Annotated in this window: 19 protein-coding genes; 7 read left to right on the top strand and 12 right to left on the bottom strand. The window is 57.2% G+C overall.

What is annotated here, in order from left to right; translation table 11 throughout:
• Positions 1-18: 18 nt before the first annotated feature.
• The 6 genes from ACR3EM_RS01705 to ychF all read right to left on the bottom strand — a co-directional run bounded on the left by ACR3EM_RS01705 (position 19) and on the right by ychF (position 8,795).
• On the bottom strand, positions 19-981 hold the full coding sequence (locus ACR3EM_RS01705) for a porin (RefSeq protein WP_480469091.1): 963 nt from the start codon (positions 979-981) through the stop codon (positions 19-21).
• A 582-nt stretch (positions 982-1,563) separates the two neighbouring features.
• A complete protein-coding gene (gene fdhF, locus ACR3EM_RS01700; RefSeq protein ID WP_480469090.1) occupies positions 1,564-4,347 on the bottom strand; it encodes a formate dehydrogenase subunit alpha in 2,784 nt (927 codons plus the stop codon).
• Positions 4,348-4,360: 13 nt separating this feature from the next.
• Complete coding sequence (locus ACR3EM_RS01695) at positions 4,361-6,064, bottom strand: NAD(P)H-dependent oxidoreductase subunit E (protein WP_480469089.1); 1,704 nt, start codon at positions 6,062-6,064, stop codon at positions 4,361-4,363.
• Positions 6,065-6,149: 85 nt separating this feature from the next.
• Positions 6,150-7,031, bottom strand: a complete 882-nt coding sequence (locus ACR3EM_RS01690; RefSeq protein ID WP_480469088.1) for a LysR family transcriptional regulator — start codon at positions 7,029-7,031, stop codon at positions 6,150-6,152.
• Positions 7,032-7,194: 163 nt separating this feature from the next.
• Positions 7,195-7,629 (bottom strand): ester cyclase, encoded by a 435-nt coding sequence (locus ACR3EM_RS01685; RefSeq protein ID WP_480469087.1) that lies wholly within the window; start codon positions 7,627-7,629, stop codon positions 7,195-7,197.
• 68 nt (positions 7,630-7,697) lie between these two features.
• The gene (gene ychF, locus ACR3EM_RS01680) at positions 7,698-8,795 is read right to left on the bottom strand and encodes a redox-regulated ATPase YchF (RefSeq protein ID WP_480469086.1); all 1,098 of its coding nucleotides are present in this window, start codon (positions 8,793-8,795) and stop codon (positions 7,698-7,700) included.
• Between the two features lie 199 nt (positions 8,796-8,994).
• Here ychF and ACR3EM_RS01675 point away from each other — a divergent pair, with 199 nt between their 5' ends.
• The 7 genes from ACR3EM_RS01675 to ACR3EM_RS01645 all read left to right on the top strand — a co-directional run bounded on the left by ACR3EM_RS01675 (position 8,995) and on the right by ACR3EM_RS01645 (position 15,037).
• Positions 8,995-9,480, top strand: coding sequence for an acyloxyacyl hydrolase (locus ACR3EM_RS01675; RefSeq protein ID WP_480469085.1), 486 nt, complete (start codon positions 8,995-8,997; stop codon positions 9,478-9,480).
• Between the two features lie 70 nt (positions 9,481-9,550).
• Positions 9,551-10,342, top strand: coding sequence for a tryptophan synthase subunit alpha (gene trpA / locus ACR3EM_RS01670; RefSeq protein WP_480469084.1), 792 nt, complete (start codon positions 9,551-9,553; stop codon positions 10,340-10,342).
• Positions 10,343-10,514: 172 nt separating this feature from the next.
• Positions 10,515-11,681, top strand: coding sequence for an alpha-hydroxy acid oxidase (locus ACR3EM_RS01665; protein WP_480469083.1), 1,167 nt, complete (start codon positions 10,515-10,517; stop codon positions 11,679-11,681).
• A gap of 255 nt (positions 11,682-11,936) precedes the next feature.
• Positions 11,937-12,590: a 50S ribosomal protein L25/general stress protein Ctc gene (locus ACR3EM_RS01660; RefSeq protein WP_480469082.1), complete on the top strand. Its 654-nt coding sequence runs from the start codon at positions 11,937-11,939 to the stop codon at positions 12,588-12,590.
• Positions 12,591-12,726: 136 nt separating this feature from the next.
• On the top strand, positions 12,727-13,407 hold the full coding sequence (gene pth, locus ACR3EM_RS01655) for an aminoacyl-tRNA hydrolase (protein WP_480469081.1): 681 nt from the start codon (positions 12,727-12,729) through the stop codon (positions 13,405-13,407).
• Positions 13,408-13,489: 82 nt separating this feature from the next.
• Positions 13,490-14,653: a serine hydrolase domain-containing protein gene (locus tag ACR3EM_RS01650; protein ID WP_480469080.1), complete on the top strand. Its 1,164-nt coding sequence runs from the start codon at positions 13,490-13,492 to the stop codon at positions 14,651-14,653.
• Positions 14,654-14,662: 9 nt separating this feature from the next.
• Positions 14,663-15,037: a DUF2237 family protein gene (locus ACR3EM_RS01645; protein ID WP_480469079.1), complete on the top strand. Its 375-nt coding sequence runs from the start codon at positions 14,663-14,665 to the stop codon at positions 15,035-15,037.
• On the opposite strand, the gene ACR3EM_RS01640 is transcribed toward ACR3EM_RS01645, so the two are convergent.
• From ACR3EM_RS01640 to rpsA, 6 genes are all read right to left on the bottom strand, one after another.
• The gene (locus ACR3EM_RS01640; protein ID WP_480469078.1) at positions 15,034-15,666 is read right to left on the bottom strand and encodes a class I SAM-dependent methyltransferase; all 633 of its coding nucleotides are present in this window, start codon (positions 15,664-15,666) and stop codon (positions 15,034-15,036) included. The genes ACR3EM_RS01645 and ACR3EM_RS01640 overlap by 4 nt on opposite strands.
• 44 nt (positions 15,667-15,710) lie before the next feature.
• The gene (gene trpB, locus ACR3EM_RS01635; protein WP_480469077.1) at positions 15,711-16,958 is read right to left on the bottom strand and encodes a tryptophan synthase subunit beta; all 1,248 of its coding nucleotides are present in this window, start codon (positions 16,956-16,958) and stop codon (positions 15,711-15,713) included.
• 89 nt (positions 16,959-17,047) lie between these two features.
• Positions 17,048-17,692, bottom strand: coding sequence for a phosphoribosylanthranilate isomerase (locus ACR3EM_RS01630; RefSeq protein WP_480469076.1), 645 nt, complete (start codon positions 17,690-17,692; stop codon positions 17,048-17,050).
• Positions 17,693-17,701: 9 nt separating this feature from the next.
• Entirely contained in the window at positions 17,702-18,052 is a 351-nt protein-coding gene (locus ACR3EM_RS01625) for a LapA family protein (RefSeq protein WP_480471878.1), read from the bottom strand.
• Positions 18,053-18,058: 6 nt separating this feature from the next.
• Complete coding sequence (ihfB, locus tag ACR3EM_RS01620) at positions 18,059-18,343, bottom strand: integration host factor subunit beta (protein WP_008758048.1); 285 nt, start codon at positions 18,341-18,343, stop codon at positions 18,059-18,061.
• A 271-nt stretch (positions 18,344-18,614) separates the two neighbouring features.
• A complete protein-coding gene (gene rpsA, locus ACR3EM_RS01615; RefSeq protein ID WP_039532111.1) occupies positions 18,615-20,291 on the bottom strand; it encodes a 30S ribosomal protein S1 in 1,677 nt (558 codons plus the stop codon).
• Between the last annotated feature and the right edge of the window lie 138 nt (positions 20,292-20,429).

Genomic DNA, 20,429 nt, shown 5'->3' with positions numbered 1-20,429 from the left:
CTTTGGTTTCGAAACGGCTCAGAAATTGAAGCGAACACCAAAATCGGCAAGCACCTGGCCGTCACCTTCACGGCCAACTTTTTCGCGCCCAACAGCGCCGCGCAGCGAGGCACCACCGCCCAGATCGTGAATAATACCAACGCCATACTGCTGCGTATCGCCTTCGGCAGAACCATCACCATATGCCGCAGTCAATGTGGTCGCTGCGCCAATGTTATAGGCCAGTGACAGACCATAGGTCGTACCATCAGTTTCTTCACCAAAATCATTGTCAGGCGTATCACCGTCACGACCGACAAGCAGGGTGCCGCTGAAATCGCCAAAATCGGCACCCAAAGCCAGAACGACAAGATTCTGGCTGCTCTCTCCGTTTACACCATCGGTCTTACCGTAGATCAGCGTGGCTGAAATGTTGTCTATGGCGTAAATAGCGCTGACATCCCAACGATCTGCACCTTCTTCGCTATCGGAATCATAGGACCCGGTGAAGGAAAAACCATCAATATGGTACTGGAAGAATACGGCGTTCGAACCTGCTCCGGTCGATGAATATTCAAGGAACTCATAATCGACCCCCGAATACTGACCCAAAAATTCTTCCAGACCCGGCTCATTCCCGAAATAGAGGTCCGAGTTGTCAAAGGAGCCTGCAACGTTGCCAGCATCAATTCGTAGGCCGCCATAGATGACAGAGAACCGCGCGCCGTTCAGCCCGGCCTGATTAGCCTCACCAGTGCTGCTGCTTTCGTCCGCCTGAAGACGAACTCGTGCCGAGAATTTGATGCCTGTATCGGTTTCCGCATCCCCGTCGAGATTCAGGCGGAAGCGCGAAACCAAAATGGTGTCGTCAACATTTTCATCAGCTGAGCGATCTTCCTGATAGCCGATACCAAAGCGGGCAAAACCACTGAACTTTACGTCAGCCACGGCGACGTTTGCGGTCGCAAACAGCGCCGCAGAAGCGAAGAGAACATGTTTCATGTCGTGTTCCGTAATTTGAGTGAATGAGCTTGCTGCAAAAGCTGGCACGGGTCCTCATCGGTCAAATCCGATTGACCTGCAATACGCCCGGGTCAATTCAGGAAAGACCACACGATATCTGCCCCTCTGGATCGGATGTGCTTAATGAAGATCAATTCACAAAAAAACAGAAATCGGGCCACATGACAGGTCCATAAATTCGCCCACGATGCACTCATAACATTTTGATAAATATAACTTATTATATCAGGATTCGCGCGACTTCACTTGTCAAATCCCATTCTTTCGATTGCGCTATACTCGCAAAATGCCTTTTGTTTCTCAGCCTTCGACGCGGCCTGAAAGTCACAGATTTCGGCATAACGTTATCGTGTGTCTTACCAACCATTGAAACGTTACATTGAGTGATTAATGGCCCGTTTTTTCCGATGAACCCGTCCGTTCTCATGAGCGATTGCACTGGGCAATCGAACGTTGGCAGCCAGCAAATTCAACATCTTTATCGCGGGTTTCGATGGTGAAACAAAAAAGGGCGGCCTTGTTCAGAGCCGCCCTAAAAATTATGTCAAATCACTGCTTCCGCTATTCCGCAGCGATGGCGTCTTCGATCTTTTCAATCCGGACTGCCGAGAACTTGAACTCTGGGATCTTACCATAAGGATCGATGGCCGAGTTGGTCAGGATATTCGCCGCCGCCTCGACATATGCAAACGGGATGAACACCATATCCTCGGCAATCGCCCGGTCCGCGCGAACCATGATCTCAATCGAACCGCGACGGGTGGTCAGACGGATCGTTTCACCCGGCTCAATCCCCATCAGTTTGAGCGTGCGCGGGTTCATCGAGCAGTTCGCCTCGGGTTCCACCGCGTCCAGAACGGTTGCACGTCGAGTCATCGAACCTGTGTGCCAATGCTCCAGCTGACGTCCGGTGGTGGCGATCATCGGATAGTCTTCATCCGGGGCCTCATCCGGCGGGATGATGCTGGCCGGTGTGAATCTGGCCTTACCATCCGCGCGGGGGAACCCGTCGCCGAACACGATGGACTGCCCTGGATCGGTTTCGCTGAGAGACGGGTATGTGATCGTCTCGCTCTCAAGCCGTTCCCAGGTGATATTGTTCAGCGACTCCATGGTCAGCTTCATCTCGGCAAAGACCTGAGACACATCGGTGTAATCCCAGTTCAATCCGATGCGCTGCGCCAGCTCGACGGTGATCCGCCAATCCTCGCGCGCCTCACCCGGAGGGGTCACAGCCGGGCGCACCCGCTGAACCTGACGGTTGGTGTTCGACACGGTGCCGTTCTTCTCATACAGCGCTGAGGCGGGCAGGATGATGTCGGCATAGTTCGCCGTTTCGGTCAGGAAGATATCCTGCACGATCATCAGCTCCAGCTTGGCCAGAGCCTCGCGCGCGTGGCCCACATCAGGGTCGGACATGGCCGGGTTTTCACCCATGATGTACATACCCTTGATGTTGCCTGCATAGGCCTGGTCGATGATCTCGGTAACGGTCAGCCCCTTCTCGTTCGAGAAATCGTCCGAGCCCCAGACATCCGTAAACTGCGCCCGGATACTGTCATCCGTGACCGTCTTGTAGTCCGGCAGGAACATCGGGATCAGGCCTGCGTCAGACGCACCTTGCACGTTGTTCTGACCACGCAGCGGGTGCAGACCCGCACCGGGTTTGCCGACATTACCGGTCATCAACGCAAGGCTGATCAGGCAGCGCGAGTTATCCGTGCCGTGGATGTGCTGGCTGACGCCCATGCCCCAGAAGATCAGACCGGCCTTGGCCTGCGCAAAGGTGCGCGCAACACGGCGCAGCTGATCCGGTTCGATACCGCAGATCGGCGCCATCGCCTCGGGCGTGAACTGGCGCAGGTGTTCTTTCTCTGCCTCCCAGTTTTCGGTCCAGCGATGGATATACTGGCTGTCATACAGCTCTTCCTCGACGATCACGTTCATGATCGCGTTCAGCATCGAGACATCCGCGCCGGGGCGGAATTGCAGCATTTCATCGGCAAACTTGCGCATGCCAACGCCGCGCGGGTCCATGACGATCAGCTTGCCGCCGCGTTTGGTGAACTGCTTGAAGTAGGTGGCCGCAACGGGGTGGTTTTCAATCGGGTTGGCCCCGATGATGATCGCCACATCCGCGTTTTCGATCTCGTTGAAAGTCGCGGTCACGGCACCCGAGCCAACGTTCTCGATCAGAGCCGCCACAGACGACGCGTGGCACAGACGGGTGCAGTGGTCGACATTGTTGTGTTTGAAGCCCTGACGGATGAACTTCTGGAACAGATAGGCCTCTTCGTTGGTACACTTGGCCGAGCCAAAGCCTGCAACGTTGCGCGGGTCTTCCTCACGCAAGGCCATCAGTTTGGAGGCAGCCAAATCCATCGCCTCTTCCCATGTCGCTTCGCGGAAATGGGTCGACAGGTCCGATGGATCGACATTCAGACCTTTCTCAGGCGCATCCTCGCGTCGGATCAGCGGTTTGGTCAGGCGATGCGGGTGGTGGATGTAATCAAAGCCAAAGCGGCCTTTGACGCAGAGGCGGCCTTCGTTGGCGGGACCGTTAATGCCCTCGACATATTTGACCTTACCATCTTTGACCTTCAGCGAGACCTTGCAGCCAACCCCGCAGAACGGGCAGACGCTTTCGGTCTCGGAATCGTAGTCTTTGCTGTCGCCCTGTTGCTGGTCATCCAGCACCGTAGCGGGCATCAGCGCTCCTGTCGGACAGGCCTGAACGCATTCACCACAGGCCACGCAGGTCGAGGCGCCCATCGGATCGTTCTGGTCGAACACCACCTGCGCAGTGTGACCGCGACCGGCCATACCGATTACGTCATTCACCTGCACGTCACGGCAGGCGCGGACGCAGAGGTTGCAGTTGATGCAGGCATCCAGATTGACACGCATCGCAACGTGGCTGTCATCCAGCAGCGGGATCTTCTCGGCCTCTTTGGCTGGGAAACGGCTTTCACTGACATCGTTCAGCTTGGCCATGTCCCAGAAATGGCTGGACGTGTCGTGTGCTTCTTCAGGCTGGTCAGCTACCAGAAGCTCCATGACCATAGCACGCGACTTCTCAGCACGCTCGCTGTCGGTCTTCACAACCATACCGTCCGCTGCAGGGCGGATGCACGAGGCGACCAGCGTGCGCTCGCCTTCCACCTCGACCATACAGGCGCGGCAGTTGCCATCGGGCTTGTAGCCCGGCTGTGGCTTGTGGCACAGGTGCGGGATGGTGAACCCCTGCCCCTTGGCGGCTTCCCAGATGGTCCAGCCTTCGGGCACGGTGACATCTTCGCCGTTCAGGTTGAAGGTGACGGTCTTGTTTGGGCTTGCATCAAGCATGGCTCTGTCTCCCTCAGATTTCGTCAGCGAAGTGTTTCATGACAAGGCGGATCGGGTTCGGGGCCGCCTGCCCCAGACCGCAGATCGAGGCGTCGCCCATCACCTGACACAGGTCTTCCAGCAGGTCCTGATCCCACTTGTCGGCCTGCATCAGCTTCACCGCCTTTTCACAGCCGGCACGGCAGGGCGTACACTGGCCGCAGCTTTCGTCTTCGAAGAAGCGCAGCATGTTCAGCGCCGCATCGCGCGCGGTGTCCTGATCGGACAGAACCACCACGGCGGCGGAGCCGATGAAGGTGCCCAGCGGCTGCAAGGTGTCGAAGTCCAGCGGCACATCGTCAATCGATGCGGGCAGCAGGCCCGAGGACGGGCCGCCCGGCTGATACGCTTTGAACACATGACCTTCGGCCATGCCTCCAGCAGCTTCGATCACATCCAGAATGGTTGACCCCGCAGGCAGCAGGTAGACCCCCGGCTTGGCCACTCGGCCCGAGACCGAATAGCTGCGCAGGCCCTTACGGCCATTCTTTTCAGTGCTGTTGAGGCATTCCGGCCCCTCGCGGCAGACTTTGGTCACCCAATAGAGCGTCTCGACATTGTGCACCAAGGTCGGGCGGTTAAAGACCCCAACCTGCGCCACAAACGGAGGACGGTGACGCGGCAGGCCCTTCTCGCCCTCAATCGATTCAATCATCGCGGATTCTTCGCCGCAAATGTAGGCACCGGCACCCCTGCGTAGGTCGATGTAACCTTCTTCAACGATCCCAGCCTCTTCCAGCGCGGCAATCTCACGGCGCAGGATTTCCAGCACCGCCGGATATTCGTCACGCATGTAGATAAAGCAGGTCTCGGCCTCGACCGCCCATGCGGCGATCAGCATCCCTTCAAGGAAGACATGCGGCGTGCGTTCCAGATAGTAACGGTCCTTGAACGTGCCGGGCTCGCCTTCGTCCCCGTTCACGGCCAGATAGCGCGGGCCTTCGTTCATGCGAACAAAGCCCCATTTCTTGCCCGACGGGAATCCTGCGCCGCCCAGACCGCGCAGTCCCGAGGTCAGGACATCTTCCTGTACCTTTTCCCAATCACCGCCATCGCGCAGTTCTTTCAGCTTGGCGTAACCGCCATCCGCCTCATAGGCCGCGAAGGTTTCGTAGTCGGGCAGATGAGCGTGGGTGTCATCGGCAGCAATTGCGGCCTGCACCTTTTCGGGGGTCGCATGGTCGATATGGTTGTGACCGATCTCAAGCACCGGAGCCGTGTCGCATCGGCCCATGCAGGGCGCGCGGACAACGCGCACCTCAGCCGGGTCCAGACCGTCTTCCAGAGCTTTCTGCAACTGTTGGGCACCAGCCATCTCACAGGACAGAGAATCACAGACGCGGATCGTCAACGCAGGAGGAGGCGTCTCGCCTTCTTTCACGACGTCAAAATGGGCATAGAAGGTGGCGGTCTCATAGATCTCGGCCTGACCGATGCGCATCTCAACCGCAAGTGCTGCGATGTGGTCGGCGCTGATGTGGCCGTGTTCGTCCTGAATCAAATGCAGGAATTCGATCAGCAGGTCGCGACGTCGCGGGCGGTCGCCCAGCAGGCGATGGATCTCTGCCTGTGCCTCGTCCGAGAATTGACGGCCTTTGGGCGTGTGCCGCCCCTTGCCTTTACCTGACTTCCAGACGCCCTTTGGTGCGCCTGATGGCTTGGTATCTAATGGTGCCATGATGCCCTCCGATTGAGGCTCCGTGTCTCATCAGAATAGCATATCGTCAAATCGCTTATCGTAATCGCACGATAACGACAGCTTATCACCGCAAAGACGTCACCACGGCACGCAAAGCCTCGACCGTTGGCAGTTCAGGGTCACGGGTCAGGGTCGCGAGACAAATCGGTTTGCTGACAAGAGGATCGACCAAAGGCAGCACTTTTGTCCCCTTCAAATCGCCCAGCGCGCGGACCAACACCCGGGGAACCACGGTAGCCGCCAACCCCTCGCGCGCCATCACCATCGAGGCGGTAAAACCGCTGGTTTCCGCAACCACATGGGGATGCAGGCCCTGCTCGGCAAAAATACGATCCAGAATACGCCGGTTCTGCATCTGCGGCTCCAACAGGCTGATCGGAAACTCGGCAACCCGCGCCCACGGGATCGGGTCGGTTTCATCCGTCATATGCGATGGAACCAACAAAACATAAGTTTCCTCATAGAGCGGCTGCACCTGCCTCAAATCTGTGCCGATACTGTCGCCATATGTAATGCCCGCATCCAGACTGCCTTCATCTAACCGGTGCTGGATCGCTGTCGCGGACATGGTTTCGATTCGAGAGAGAATACGCGGATGCGCCAACTGCAGGCGCTTTATCAACCGGCCAGTGAAGGCGATCGCCGTCGGAATCACGCCCAAGATCAATGTACCTGTAATTTCACCCTTCGAGGCAAGCACCTGCTGCTCCAGGGCCTTGGTATCGTCAAGGATACGCCGCGCACGCTGCACGATCATCTCGCCCTCTTCAGTCAGGCCCTGAAACCGGTTGGCGCGACGGACGATGGAGACGCCCAGACGATCCTCAAGATTGCGGATGCGCATTGAAAACGCAGGCTGAGAAATTCCGCATTCTTCCGCCGCCTTGGCAAAATGCCGATGCCGCGCCAAGGCGCTGAGGAGTTGTAGGTCACGGATTTCAATCATCTATCTTTTCTCGGGTTACGGGTCGGCCCAACACTACAGCGTATCGGACGGAAAAAAGTAAGCCCGCATCTATTCTTCTTAGCGTCCTGATTATGTTACTGAAACCCGGCGCTTGGATTTCAAACACAGATAGCATTTTAGGGCTATAGTGCGCGTGCTTTGACTAACCAGTTGGAGTGTTTGCCAATTGCTGCCTGAGCGTATTCTCGTCCTGCAATCCCCAAAATTCGGAGAGCTTTCCGTCTTTGATTTTATAGATACTGATAATCTTGAACTTTACCGGGTGCCCGGTCGCAGGAACGCCCAACCACTCAGCCGTATGCGTTCCCGTAAGCGTCTTGTACGCGACAACGTTATCGCCCTCGGCGATCATCATTTCTACAGTTGCATGTAAATCGGGGAACGCCTGCAAGAAAGTTGCATATCCATTTTTTAGACCTTCAATGCCGCCGACAAACGCACCTCCCCCGCTCGATGTGTGATCGACGAAGTCTTCCGCGAAAATGTCGTAAATAGCGTCGAGCGAATGACCGTTTTGTATTTCGTCGATATATCTCTTCACAACGGCCTTGTTTGCTTCGAGAGTTGCGTTTTCCATCCCAACCCAACCAAGTTTAGAAAAAACTCCGTTGCAGATAGCACATTTCTCGAAGCAATTGCACCGCTTCAGGTATTGAAGAGGAAGTGCATCACATCACCGTCCTTGACGATGTAGCCCTTGCCCTCGGCCCGCATCTTGCCCGCTTCTTTCGCTCCCTGCTCACCATTCGCGGCGATGTAGTCGTCATAGGCGATGGTCTCGGCGCGGATGAAACCCTTTTCGAAATCGCCATGGATCACACCTGCCGCCTGCGGCGCGGCGGTTCCGGTGCGGATGGTCCAGGCACGGGCCTCTTTCGGGCCGACGGTGAAATAGGTTTCCAGTTTCAGCAGGTCGTAGCCCGCGCGGATCAGGCGGTCGAGACCGGGTTCTTCCAGACCCATCTCCTCAAGGAACATCTGCGCTTCGTCGTCTTCCAGCAGGCTGATCTCTTCTTCGATCTTGGCACTGATGATGACATGAGAGTTGCCCTGCTCCGCTGCCATCTCGGCAACCTTAGCCGAATATTCGTTGCCTTCGGCGGCTTCTTCCTCGGACACGTTGCAGACATAGAGCACCGGTTTTGTGGTCAGCAGTTGCAGCATCTTCCACGCCTTGGCGTCTTCGTCCGACACCTCGACCAGACGCGCAGGCTTGCCGCTTTCCAGCATTTCCTGTGCCTCGGCCAACAGGCGGTCCTGCTGCTGCGCCTCTTTGTCGTTGCCTTTCAGCTTGCGCACCAGATTGGCGCGGCGCTTTTCGATGCTTTCCAGATCGGCCAGCATCAGCTCGGTCTCAATCGTGTCGGCATCGGCAACCGGATCAACGCGGCCATCGACATGGGTCACGTCACCATCTTCGAAACAACGCAGCACATGGGCAATGGCGTCAGTCTCGCGGATATTCGCCAGGAACTGGTTGCCCAGACCCTCGCCTTTCGAGGCCCCTTTTACCAGACCGGCGATATCCACAAATGTCATCCGCGTGGGAATGATCTGCTTGGATGACGCAATCGCCGCCAATTTGTCCAGCCGATCATCAGGAACGGCTACATCGCCCACATTGGGTTCAATGGTGCAGAAGGGGAAATTCGCCGCCTGCGCGGCTGCGGTTTTGGTCAACGCGTTGAACAAGGTCGACTTGCCCACATTCGGCAGACCCACAATTCCCATTTTAAAGCCCATCACGGCCTCCTGCATACCGGTTGCGCGCTGCTTCTATGCAGGTCAGCGGCAATGCGCAAGGCATGGGTGTCCGTCTTGCGCCGAGTCCATTCTGCCACATCACGAAAGCGAGATCGCATTGTGTTCTTGCGCGTATTGAAATCACGCACTTACAGTCACCAATAAAAGTAATCAGAAAACGACGGACATAGTAGTGAAGATGAAATCCCTTCTTGTATTGGCATTTACACTGGCTGCAGCAGGTGCAGCTCAGGCACAATCTGTTATCTTTGGCGCAGGATATGCGGACTACTCGGCTGGCTCGGGTGACGATCAGGCAATATTCTCGCTGGAATATCAGCACCGCCCGTTTCACGAGGCAACCCGGTTCAGCGCCACATGGGGGGCTGCCCTGACAGTCGATTCCGATGGTGACACGCATCTGGGTGCCGGTTTGGTCGGGCTCTACAGTTTTGCAGATCGCTGGTTCGTCGAAGGAAGCGTCTTCCCGGGCTACTATAATGAATCAAACGCAGCAAACGATCTGGGTGGTAGCTTCCAGATCCGCAGCCTGCTGGGTTTGGGGTATACGCTCGACAGCGGCAACAAGGTGTCCCTGGCAATCACGCACATCTCGAACGCCAGCACCCAGGATGACAATCCGGGCGTGAACTCGGTGTTCCTGAGATATCATTACGCGTTCTGAGGCAACCGGGATTGATTTTCGGGTCAAGTTTCTGCACATCAGGTCCAAACCTCGTGTGCAAGGAATTCCGATGACCCGTATCGACGCCAAATTCGCCGCTTTGAAAGCCGAAGGGAAGAAGGCCTTTGTTGCCTATATCATGGCCGGTGATCCGGACTATGAAACGTCGCTTGAGGTGGTCAAGGGTTTGCCCGGTGCAGGGGTTGATGTGATCGAACTGGGGTTGCCGTTTACCGACCCGATGGCAGATGGGCCAACCATTCAGGCCGCAGGTCAGCGCGCGCTTGATGGTGGTATGACCCTGCAGCGTACTCTGGATCTCGCGCGCGCATTTCGCGAAACGGATGATACAACCCCGATCGTGCTGATGGGGTATTACAACCCGATCTACAGCCGGGGCGTCGACGCCTTTTTGGAAGACGCCAAAGCAGCGGGGATAGACGGGCTGATCGTGGTCGATCTGCCGCCTGAGGAAGACGAGGAGCTGTGCCTCCCAGCACAGGCCGAGGGTCTGAACTTCATTCGACTGGCAACGCCAACCACCGACGACAAACGTTTGCCACGCGTTTTGCAGAACACATCTGGCTTCGTCTACTATGTCTCGATCACGGGCATCACAGGCGCTGCCGAGGCTCAGGCGACCGATGTCGGCCCCGAAGTGTCACGGATCAAGGCCAAGACCGACCTGCCCGTCATTGTCGGCTTTGGCATCAACACGCCCGAAAAGTCGCGCGCAATCGCCAGTGTCGCCGATGGAGCAGTGGTTGGTTCGGCCATTGTCAGCCAGATTGGCGCGGGCAAACCGGCGGCTGAGGTCCTTGATTTCGTCAAGTCTCTAGCAGACGGCGCGCATTCAGCCTGACTGACCTTCTGAGTTACAACTTTTTCTACAAGCCCCAGCGGACATCCTGTCGGCTGGGGCTTTGTCATTGGACCTCGTGATCAGCGCGGCAACCCACCGCATTCACGCGATGTTGCACAGGGCTTCAAGAATTGGTAAAGAAACTTAACCAATCCTGCAAAGGCCTGATGTCATGCCCGTGATCACCAATATCGAAGACCTCAAACGAATCTACGAACGTCGCGTTCCACGTATGTTTTATGATTATGCCGAAAGCGGCAGCTGGACTGAGCAGACTTTCCGCGAGAACAGCTCGGATTTCGAAGACATTCGCCTGCGGCAGCGGGTTGCAGTCGACATGACCGGACGCTCGACAGCATCGCAGATGATTGGGCAGGATGTGTCGATGCCGGTCGCGTTGGCACCTGTGGGCCTGACCGGGATGCAGCACGCCGATGGAGAGATCAAAGCGGCCAAAGCTGCCGAAGCTTTTGGTGTTCCGTTTACGCTTTCGACAATGTCGATCAACTCGATCGAGGATGTCGCCGAAAACACCTCGGCACCATTCTGGTTCCAGCTCTATACCATGAAGGATCAGGACTATGTCGGTCGACTGATCCAGCGGGCCAAAGACGCAAAATGTTCAGCCCTTGTCATCACGCTCGACCTGCAGATCCTGGGTCAACGGCACAAAGACCTGAAAAACGGCCTCTCCGCCCCGCCGAAGCTAACCCCCAAAACCATTGCCAACCTGATGACAAAATGGGCTTGGGGTATCGAGATGCTCGGCGCCAAGCGGCGAGAATTCGGCAACATCGTCGGTCATGTCGACAACGTAACCGACACCAGATCACTGGGCACGTGGACGGCAGAGCAGTTCGACCCTAGCCTCGACTGGGGTAAGGTCGAGAAGTTGATGGAGCAATGGGGCGGCAAAGTGATCCTCAAAGGCATTCTGGATGCGGAAGATGCCAAAATGGCCGCCAAGCTGGGTGCAGATGCGATCGTGGTTTCGAACCACGGGGGTCGGCAGCTGGATGGCGCACTCAGCTCGATCCGGGTTCTGCCTGAGATCATGGACGCGGTCGGCGGCGACGTCGAGGTGCATCTCGACAGCGGCATCCGCTCGGGTCAGGATGTGCTGAAAGCGCTGGCGCTTGGCGCCAAGGGCACTTTCATAGGCCGCGCCTTTGTCTACGGTCTGGGGGCGATGGGCCAGAAAGGTGTGACGACCGCCCTGGAAGTGATCCAGAAAGAGCTGGACACGACAATGGCGCTCTGCGGCGAACGCAACGTGGCTGATCTGGGGCGTCATAATCTTCTGATACCCGAGGATTTTGGCGGTCGCTGGCAGGATTGATTTGCAGCCGCAATCAAGGATGGGGGCTCTGCCCCCGCCGCCCTTCGGGCGTCTCCCCCGGGATATTTATAGCCAGATGAAGCAGGGGATCCGTTCTTCATCTGGCTATAAATATCCCGGAGCGCGAGGCAGAGCCTCGCAAAATTCCCTGCTGACCAAAAAGCCCTTTCCAAACTGGGTGAATCAAGCTAAGGACGCGGCTTCACGCGGGCATACAGCCTTGGAGGATGCCCGCCCTAACATTGGAGAATTATCATGGCTGGAGAGATTCCTGATCTCGTAGCTCTGGAACGGACGGGGACAGGCAAGGGCGCCGCTCGTCAGGCACGCCGCGACGGCATGGTTCCGGGCATTGTTTTTGGCGGCGACAAAGACCCGCTGCCGATCCAAATCCCGTTCAACGTCCTGTTCAAGCGCCTGAAAGCAGGCCGGTTCAAGTCGACCCTGTGGAACCTGAAGGTCGAAGGCCACGAAGACGTTCGCGTCATCTGCCGCGACGTTCAGCGTGACGTCGTCAAAGATCTGCCGACCCACCTGGACCTGATGCGCCTGCGTCGGACCACGAAGATCGCGTTGTTCATTCCTGTTGAGTTCGTCAACGAAGAAGCAGCCCCCGGCATCAAGAAGGGCGGCGTTCTGACCGTTGTCCGTCCGGAAGTCGAACTGATGTGCACCGCTGGTGACATTCCCGAGAAAATCACCGTTGATCTGACCGGTCTGAACATCAACGATGTTGTCACCATCTCGTCGGTTGACCTGCCCACGGGCACCAAGCCGACCATCGACCGTGACTTCGTGATCGCCAACATCTCGGCACCGACAGGCCTGTCGACCGACGATGAAGAGGAAGGCGAAGAAGTGGCCGCAGACGAGGTTGAAGTCGTCGGCCAGGAAGAAGCCGAAGAATAAATCCGGGCGGAACATACCGGAGATTGAAACGGGGCCTCTATCAGGCCCCGTTTTCTTTTGTCGCCCGGGCTGGAAAACCGGGGGCAATTCGTGCCATCAACCTGCTGCACTGGTTTCAGCGAACAAGGACGAGCCCATGAAACTGTTTGTCGGATTGGGAAACCCCGGATCAAAATATGCCCGGAACCGGCACAATATCGGCTTTATGGCCGTGGATCGGATCGCTGAAGATCACGGTTTCGGCCCGTGGAAATCCAAGTTCCAGGCCGAGATTGCCGAGGGGCGGCTCGGTCGCGAAAAGGTTCTGTTGATCAAACCCCAGACATTTATGAATCGTTCCGGCCAGTCCGTGGGCGAGGCGATGCAGTTCTACAAGCTAGATTCGACCGACGTGACCGTCTTTCACGACGAGCTGGATCTTGCGCCCGGAAAGGTGCGCGTCAAGGCGGGCGGAGGCCATGCCGGTCACAACGGATTGCGCTCAATCCACGAACACATCAGCCCGGCCTACGACCGGGTTCGGCTGGGGATTGGGCATCCGGGGCGGAAAGAGATGGTCTCGCCCTACGTTCTGGGGGACTTCGCCAAGGCCGATGCAGACTGGCTGGACGACGTGTTGCGTGGAGTATCGGATGGTGCGGGATACTTAGCCGATGGAGATGGCGGAAAGTTCATGAACGCGGTCGCGCTACGCACCGCCCCGCCGAGGTCTTCAAAAACCCCTGCCGAGAAGGCGAAAGCAGCCTCCAAACCTGCGCCAGAACCCGAGGTTGATGACCGCTCGGCCATGCAAAAGCTGCTTGATAAATTCAGATAGATCTTTGGCTGTTGCCGCAACGTCGTAATTGCGGATCGACATTCGGCACGCTCCAATACGGCAGCCGTTTGGGAGAGGACATATGAGAACACTGTTGAAGTGGGTGCTGCGCATCGTTTTGATGCTGGTGCTGGCAGCGGTTGTTGTCGGGGTCTGGAAACGCGAAGAGATTCAGCGGTTAATGGCGGTTAACTCTTTGTTTTCCGAAGACAAAATCATCCACAACTTCTCAAATATGGATAAGGCCTTCCTGACCGTCGACCTGCCACGCGGCACCGGTCCGACATGGGAGCTGCCCTATGGTCCCGGCTTCGACCTGCCCGCAGGCACAGATCAGTGGATTGAGGAACGCGCCGTGACCTCGCTGCTCGTGATGCAGAATGGTGAGATCCAGTTTGAAGAATATTATCTGGATACGGGGCCTGAGGATCGCAGGATCTCATGGTCGGTCGCAAAAAGCTATCTGTCGGCCTTGTTCGGTATCCTGATGGAGGAAGGCGCGATTACATCGCTGGATGATCCCGTTGTACAATATGCCCCCGAGCTAAAGGGCAGCGCCTATGAGGCCGCCACGGTCCGCAACGTATTGAACATGGCCAGCGGCGTGACCTTTGACGAAGATTATCTGGACTACAATTCAGACATTAACAGGATGGGCCGCGTTGTGGCATTGGGCGGAGAACTGGATGATTTCGCCGCCTCTTTGCAAGACAGCTTCGCCACACCTGGCGAGACCTGGCAATATGTATCGATCGACACTCATGTCATCGGGATGGTCATTCGCGGTGCAACCGGGCGCAGCGTGGCGGACCTGTTGACCGAGAAAATTATCCAGCCGCTTGGGCTTGAACGGGATGGGTATTACATCACCGACGGCGCGGGTGTGGCCTTTGTGCTGGGCGGGCTGAACTTCACGACAAAGGACTTTGCACGTTTCGGGCAGCTGATTTTGCAGAACGGCGCGCGCGATGGGCAACAGGTGGTTCCAGCCGGATGGATCAGTGATTCAACATGGCCCAGCGCCCCCACTGAGCCGGGCAAGATCGGATACGGCTACCAGTGGTGGATACCTGTTGGCGCGCATGAAGGAGAGTTCATGGCGCGCGGCGTTTATGGGCAATACCTGTATTTCGACCAACCGCGCGGCGTGCTGATCGTCACAACAGGTGCCGATCGCAAATTCCGCGAACCGGGCGTCAGCGCGCAGAATGTCGAAATGTTCCGCAAGCTCGCGGAAAGCCTGTAAGGTGGCGGCATGCAAAAGCAAGACAGCATCAATGTCCTGGGTGGCGTGCTGGCACTCTGTTCGCGCGACCCTCTGACCGGGTTCTTCCGCGATGGGGCCTGCAACACCTGCCCCGAAGATCAGGGCAGCCATACGGTCTGCGCGGTGATGACGGCCGAGTTTCTGGCCTTCTCCAAATATGTCGGCAATGACCTGAGCACCCCACGCCCTGAGTTCGATTTCCCGGGCCTCAAGCCGGGGGACAGCTGGTGCCTCTGTGCGGGCCGTTTTCTTCAGGCCTACGATGAGGGTTGCGCCCCGATGGTACATCTTGAGGCGACGCACCAAAGTGCCTTGGATATCGTGCCGCTGGACGTTCTGAAAACCAAACGGGTCGAAGACTAGATCGCTCTTGCCCGATACCCGCGGGACGTGCGCGATGGGGGTCCGGTGGGGAAACTGTGTTCAGCCAACAATTCCCAGCCTGAGCGCGCCAGCATATCTGCCACCGCCTCTGGTCGATATGTCCGATGTCGCCACTGCAACCATATGATTGCATTGCACCAATGCGGTTTGCTTACGACCAACCACAACTCCGCGCCCGCGGCAGCCAGATCACGCATACGGCGCAAGGCATCGATCGGGTTCGGACAATGCTCCAATACATGTGCAGCCATGATGCAGTCAAAGGGCTGCGTCGCTTTGAAATCTTCCAGCCGAGAGTTGTCTATCGCCGCATCTATACCGCGTCTGGCCAACGCGCTTTTAGCCTGACCCAGCATTTTCTCTGACGGTTCCAGCAGGGTCACCAAACCGTTCGTCTGAACCACCGCGCGCGCATCAGCAAAGGCACCCGTTCCACACCCAACGTCGAGGACTTTATGCCCGTAGTGCGCCGAGGGATCAGACGAAAGAAATCCGAGGTAGGCGTCGAAATAGCCAAGCAACCGCATCTTGTCCGCCCATCCGGGCGCAGCAGCATCGTATTTCTGATCGAGCTGCTCAGACCTTATGGAATGGGACGGGTTGCGCATGGGCGCAACCTGACACAATTCAATCGGAACGCATAGCCCTAGGGTCAGTCAGCTGTACGCCCCTCAGTATCCGACATATCGAAGTTCAGATATTTCGCCACGGTCTGCACATCCTTGTCACCGCGCCCGCACATGTTCATGCAGATCAGGTGATCCTTTGGCAGCTCGGGCGCGATTTTCATCACATGCGCTAGCGCATGGCTGGGTTCCAGCGCCGGGATGATGCCCTCAGTCGCGCAGCACAGCTGGAACGCCTCCAGCGCCTCTTTGTCGGTGATCGAGACATAGTTGGCGCGGCCAATCTCATGCAACCAGGAGTGCTCGGGCCCAATACCGGGATAATCGAGGCCGGCCGAAATCGAATAGCCTTCCAAAATCTGCCCGTCATCGTCCTGCAGCAGATAGGTACGGTTGCCGTGCAGCACGCCCGGTCGACCGCCGGTCAGCGAGGCGCAGTGCTCCATCTTCTCGTTCACGCCCTTACCACCAGCCTCGACGCCGATGATGTTCACATCCTTGTCGTCAAGGAACGGGTAGAACAGCCCCATCGCGTTCGATCCACCGCCGATGGCAGCGATGATGGTGTCGGGCAGACGGCCCTCGGCCTTCATCATCTGCTCTTTGGCTTCCTTGCCGATGATTGACTGGAAATCGCGAACCATAGCCGGGTACGGGTGCGGGCCAGCCACGGTACCGATGCAATAGAAGGTGTCGCGCACATTGGTCACCCAATCGCGCAGCGCATCGTTCATGGCATCTTTCAGCGTGCCACGGCCCGAGGTCACTGGTATCACTTCAGCCCCCAGCAGACGCATGCGGAACACATTCGGGGCCTGACGCTGTACGTCATGGGCACCCATATAAACGATGCATTTCAGACCGAATTTGGCGCAGACCGTTGCAGTGGCAACGCCGTGCTGCCCTGCCCCGGTTTCCGCAATGATCCGGGTCTTGCCCATACGGCGTGCCAGAATGATCTGGCCCAACACGTTATTGATCTTATGCGCACCGGTGTGGTTCAGCTCATCCCGCTTCAGATAGATTTTCGCGCCACCCAGATGTTCGGTCAGGCGTTCTGCGAAATACAGCGGCGAGGGGCGACCGACGTAGTTAGCCCACAGATCGTCCATTTCGGCCCAGAAAGTGGGGTCGTCCTTGGCTTTGTCGTATTCCTCTTCCAGCGACAGGATCAGCGGCATCAGCGTTTCGCTGACAAAGCGTCCGCCATAGATGCCGAAGCGACCCTGCTCATCCGGGCCGGACATGAAGGAATTAAATAGATCGTTAGCCATGGATATCTCCCTCGTCGTACCTGATGTTCATAGGAGGTAGCGCTAGGATTTGCCATCGCAAAACGTAAGCACGTGGTGCGGCAATGGGATCAGCTGGCAGCTTCGATGAAGGCGCGGATCAGCTCCGCGTCCTTGACCCCCGGAGCACTTTCGACCCCAGATGCAACGTCTACCTGACGCGCTCCTGTCATTCGAATCGCTTCGGCCACATTGTCAGGGGTCAATCCACCGGCAAGCATCCACGGCTTGCGCCAGTATTTTCGCCCTGCCAACAGGCGCCAATCAAACGCCAAACCGTTTCCGCCCGGCAAAACCGCGTTTTTCGGAGCTTTGGCATCGATCAAGAGCTGATCGGCCACTTCGCTATAGGTATCGATTTTGGCCAGATCCTCGGCCTCGGCCACGCCAACGACTTTCATCACTGGCAATCCATAGCGCTGCTTGATCTCTCGAACACGCTCAACGCTCTCACTGCCGTGTAATTGGAGCATATCGAACGGCGCAGATTGCGTGATGCTATCCAGAAGTTCGTCTGAAGCGTTCACCACCAGCGCCACACTTGCCACCCCTGCGGGAACTTCGGACGTCAAAGCGGCAACCTCGGCAGGTGCGACATACCGGGGTGATTTCGGGAAAAAGTTAAACCCCAAATAGCCCGCACCGGCATCTACCGCGGCGCGCACGTGATCAGGGGCGGTCAGGCCGCATATTTTGACACGAATATCAGAAGGCATGGTGGGGCCTCAGCTTGCCTCATCCAGCAGAGCCAGAACGTCATCCTGACCTTCATTCTGCTTTTTCTTGAGCTTTTTGACCTCGCGCTCAAGCTTGCGCACTTCGCCTGTCTTAACGGTCGCGTCTTTGCGGTGCTTGTGCTCGCGCAGCCATTCCCAGAGGAAGCCAATAACCAGACCGGCCACAACGCCGCCCAGCACCACCAGAAACAGCGGCAGGGATGTGGTCAGGTTGAACCCCAGCAATTCGGACAGAGCGTCCGGCATCAGTTTCAGTTCAACAATCTGGCGGTTGGCCAGCGAGACAGAAACCAGAATAATTCCCAAGGCAGCCAAAAAGGCGTAACGAATGTAGCGCATCATGGCTTAGGCTTTACCGTTCAAACGGTCCCTTAGCAACTTGCCCGTTTTAAAAAACGGAACACATTTTTCTTCGACCTGTACGGTCTCGCCGGTGCGGGGGTTACGACCTACGCGCGCATCACGCTTCTTCACCGAAAACGCGCCAAAGCCGCGCAGCTCGACACGGTCACCGCGCGACATCGCGTCGGTGACTTCTTCAAAGACAGTGTTCACGATCCGCTCGACGTCGCGTTGATAGAGATGCGGGTTTTCGTCGGCAATTTTCTGAATCAATTCTGAACGGATCATTCGCAATACCCTCCCAGGCGGACGATGTGACAAGCCTACTGTTCTGACAGTATAGGAAAAAACCCGGATCGGGGGAACGGATACTCTGCCAGCAAAGGCGGCATTTTGCGGCAAACTCACGCGAAATTTTGCCCGTGGGGCTGATTTACACACTTCAAGCGCGAATGATTGGCGAATTAAGCCGGTTATTTGGAAGATGTTGATTCGCAACAAAAACGGCCCCGCACTGGCATGCGGGGCCGAAATATCGGCTTGGGTTGAAGCCTTAGGCTTAGTCGCCGGACTTCAGCGCCGCACCCAGGATATCGCCCAGCGATGCACCCGAGTCGGAAGAACCATACTGTTCCACGGCCTCTTTCTCTTCGGCGATCTCGCGTGCCTTGATAGACAGGCCCAGACGACGGGTCTTGCTGTCAACGTTGGTGACGCGAACGTCGACCTTATCACCGACCGAGAAACGCTCGGGGCGCTGTTCGGCACGGTCACGGCTCAGGTCCGAACGACGGATGAACGACTTCATGCCTTCGTACTCGACCTCGATGCCGCCATCTTCGATTGCGGTGACTTCGACGGTGATGACCGAGCCACGCTTCACGCCGCCCACGGCTTCGGCGAACTTGTCACCGCCCAGGGCTTTGATCGACAGCGAGATACGCTCTTTTTCCACGTCAACTTCCGAAACGACGGCCGAAACCATGTCGCCTTTGCGGTAGTTCTGGATCGCATCCTCGCCGCGCTCATCCCACGACAGGTCCGACAGGTGAACCATGCCGTCGATGTCGCCTTCGAGGCCAATGAACAGACCGAATTCGGTGATGTTCTTGACTTCGCCTTCGACCTCGGTGCCCTCGGGGTGTGTTTCTGCAAACACTTCCCATGGGTTGCGCTGAGTCTGTTTCAGGCCCAGAGACACGCGACGCTTGGCGCCGTCGATTTCCAGAACCATGACGTCGACTTCCTGGCTCGTCGAAACGATCTTGCCGGGGTGGACGTTTTTCTTGGTCCAGGACATCTCGGATACGTGCACCAGACCTTCGACACCGGCTTCCAGCTCGACGAACGCGCCGTAGTCGGTGATGTTGGTAACGCGACCCTGATGAACCGAGCCGAGCGGGTACTTGGCAGCAACCAGATCCCACGGATCTTCCTGCAGCTGCTTCATGCCCAGGCTGATGCGGTGGGTCTCTTTGTTGATCTTGATGACCTGAACCTTGATGGTTTCGCCGATCGTCAGGATCTCGGACGGGTGGTTCACACGGCGCCATGCCATGTCAGTGACGTGCAGCAGGCCGTCAACGCCGCCCAGGTCAACGAACGCACCGTATTCGGTGATGTTCTTGACGACACCCTCAACGGTCTGACCTTCGGACAGGTTGCCGATGACTTCTGCACGCTGCTCGGCACGCGATTCTTCCAGGATGGCGCGGCGCGAAACAACGATGTTGCCACGGCGGCGGTCCATTTTCAGAATCTGGAACGGCTGCTTCAGACCCATCAGCGGGCCAGCGTCGCGCACGGGGCGCACATCAACCTGCGAGCCGGGCAGGAACGCAACTGCGCCACCCAGATCGACAGTGAAACCACCTTTGACGCGACCAAAGATAGCACCTTCGACACGCTGGTCGTCGGCATATGCTTTTTCCAGACGGTCCCATGCCTCTTCACGGCGGGCCATCTCGCGCGAGATGACGGCTTCGCCACGGGCGTTTTCTGCGGCGCGCAGGTAGACTTCAACCTCGTCACCAACAGCGATTTCAGGGGCTTCGCCGGGATTTGCGAATTCTTTCAGATCAACGCGGCCTTCCATTTTGTAGCCTACGTCGATGATGGCTTGGCCGGCTTCGATCGCCAGAACCTTGCCTTTGACAACAGAACCCTCTTCGGGTGTGTCCATTTCGAAGCTTTCATTAAGGAGGGCTTCGAATTCCTCCATGGATGCGTTAGCCATGTGGCGTCATTTTCCTTTACAGTACGTTTTTGCTGGCCGAGCGGTTGTCTCCGCCGGTCTTGTTTCATGATGTCTTCAGACGTGACCCGGTGCGCTCCTGAGCAAACAAACACAAAGGGCCGAGGTTTCCCGGCCCTG

Source organism: Ruegeria sp. AH3 (assembly GCF_056536265.1).
This window is presented reverse-complemented; position numbering and strand designations above follow the sequence as displayed.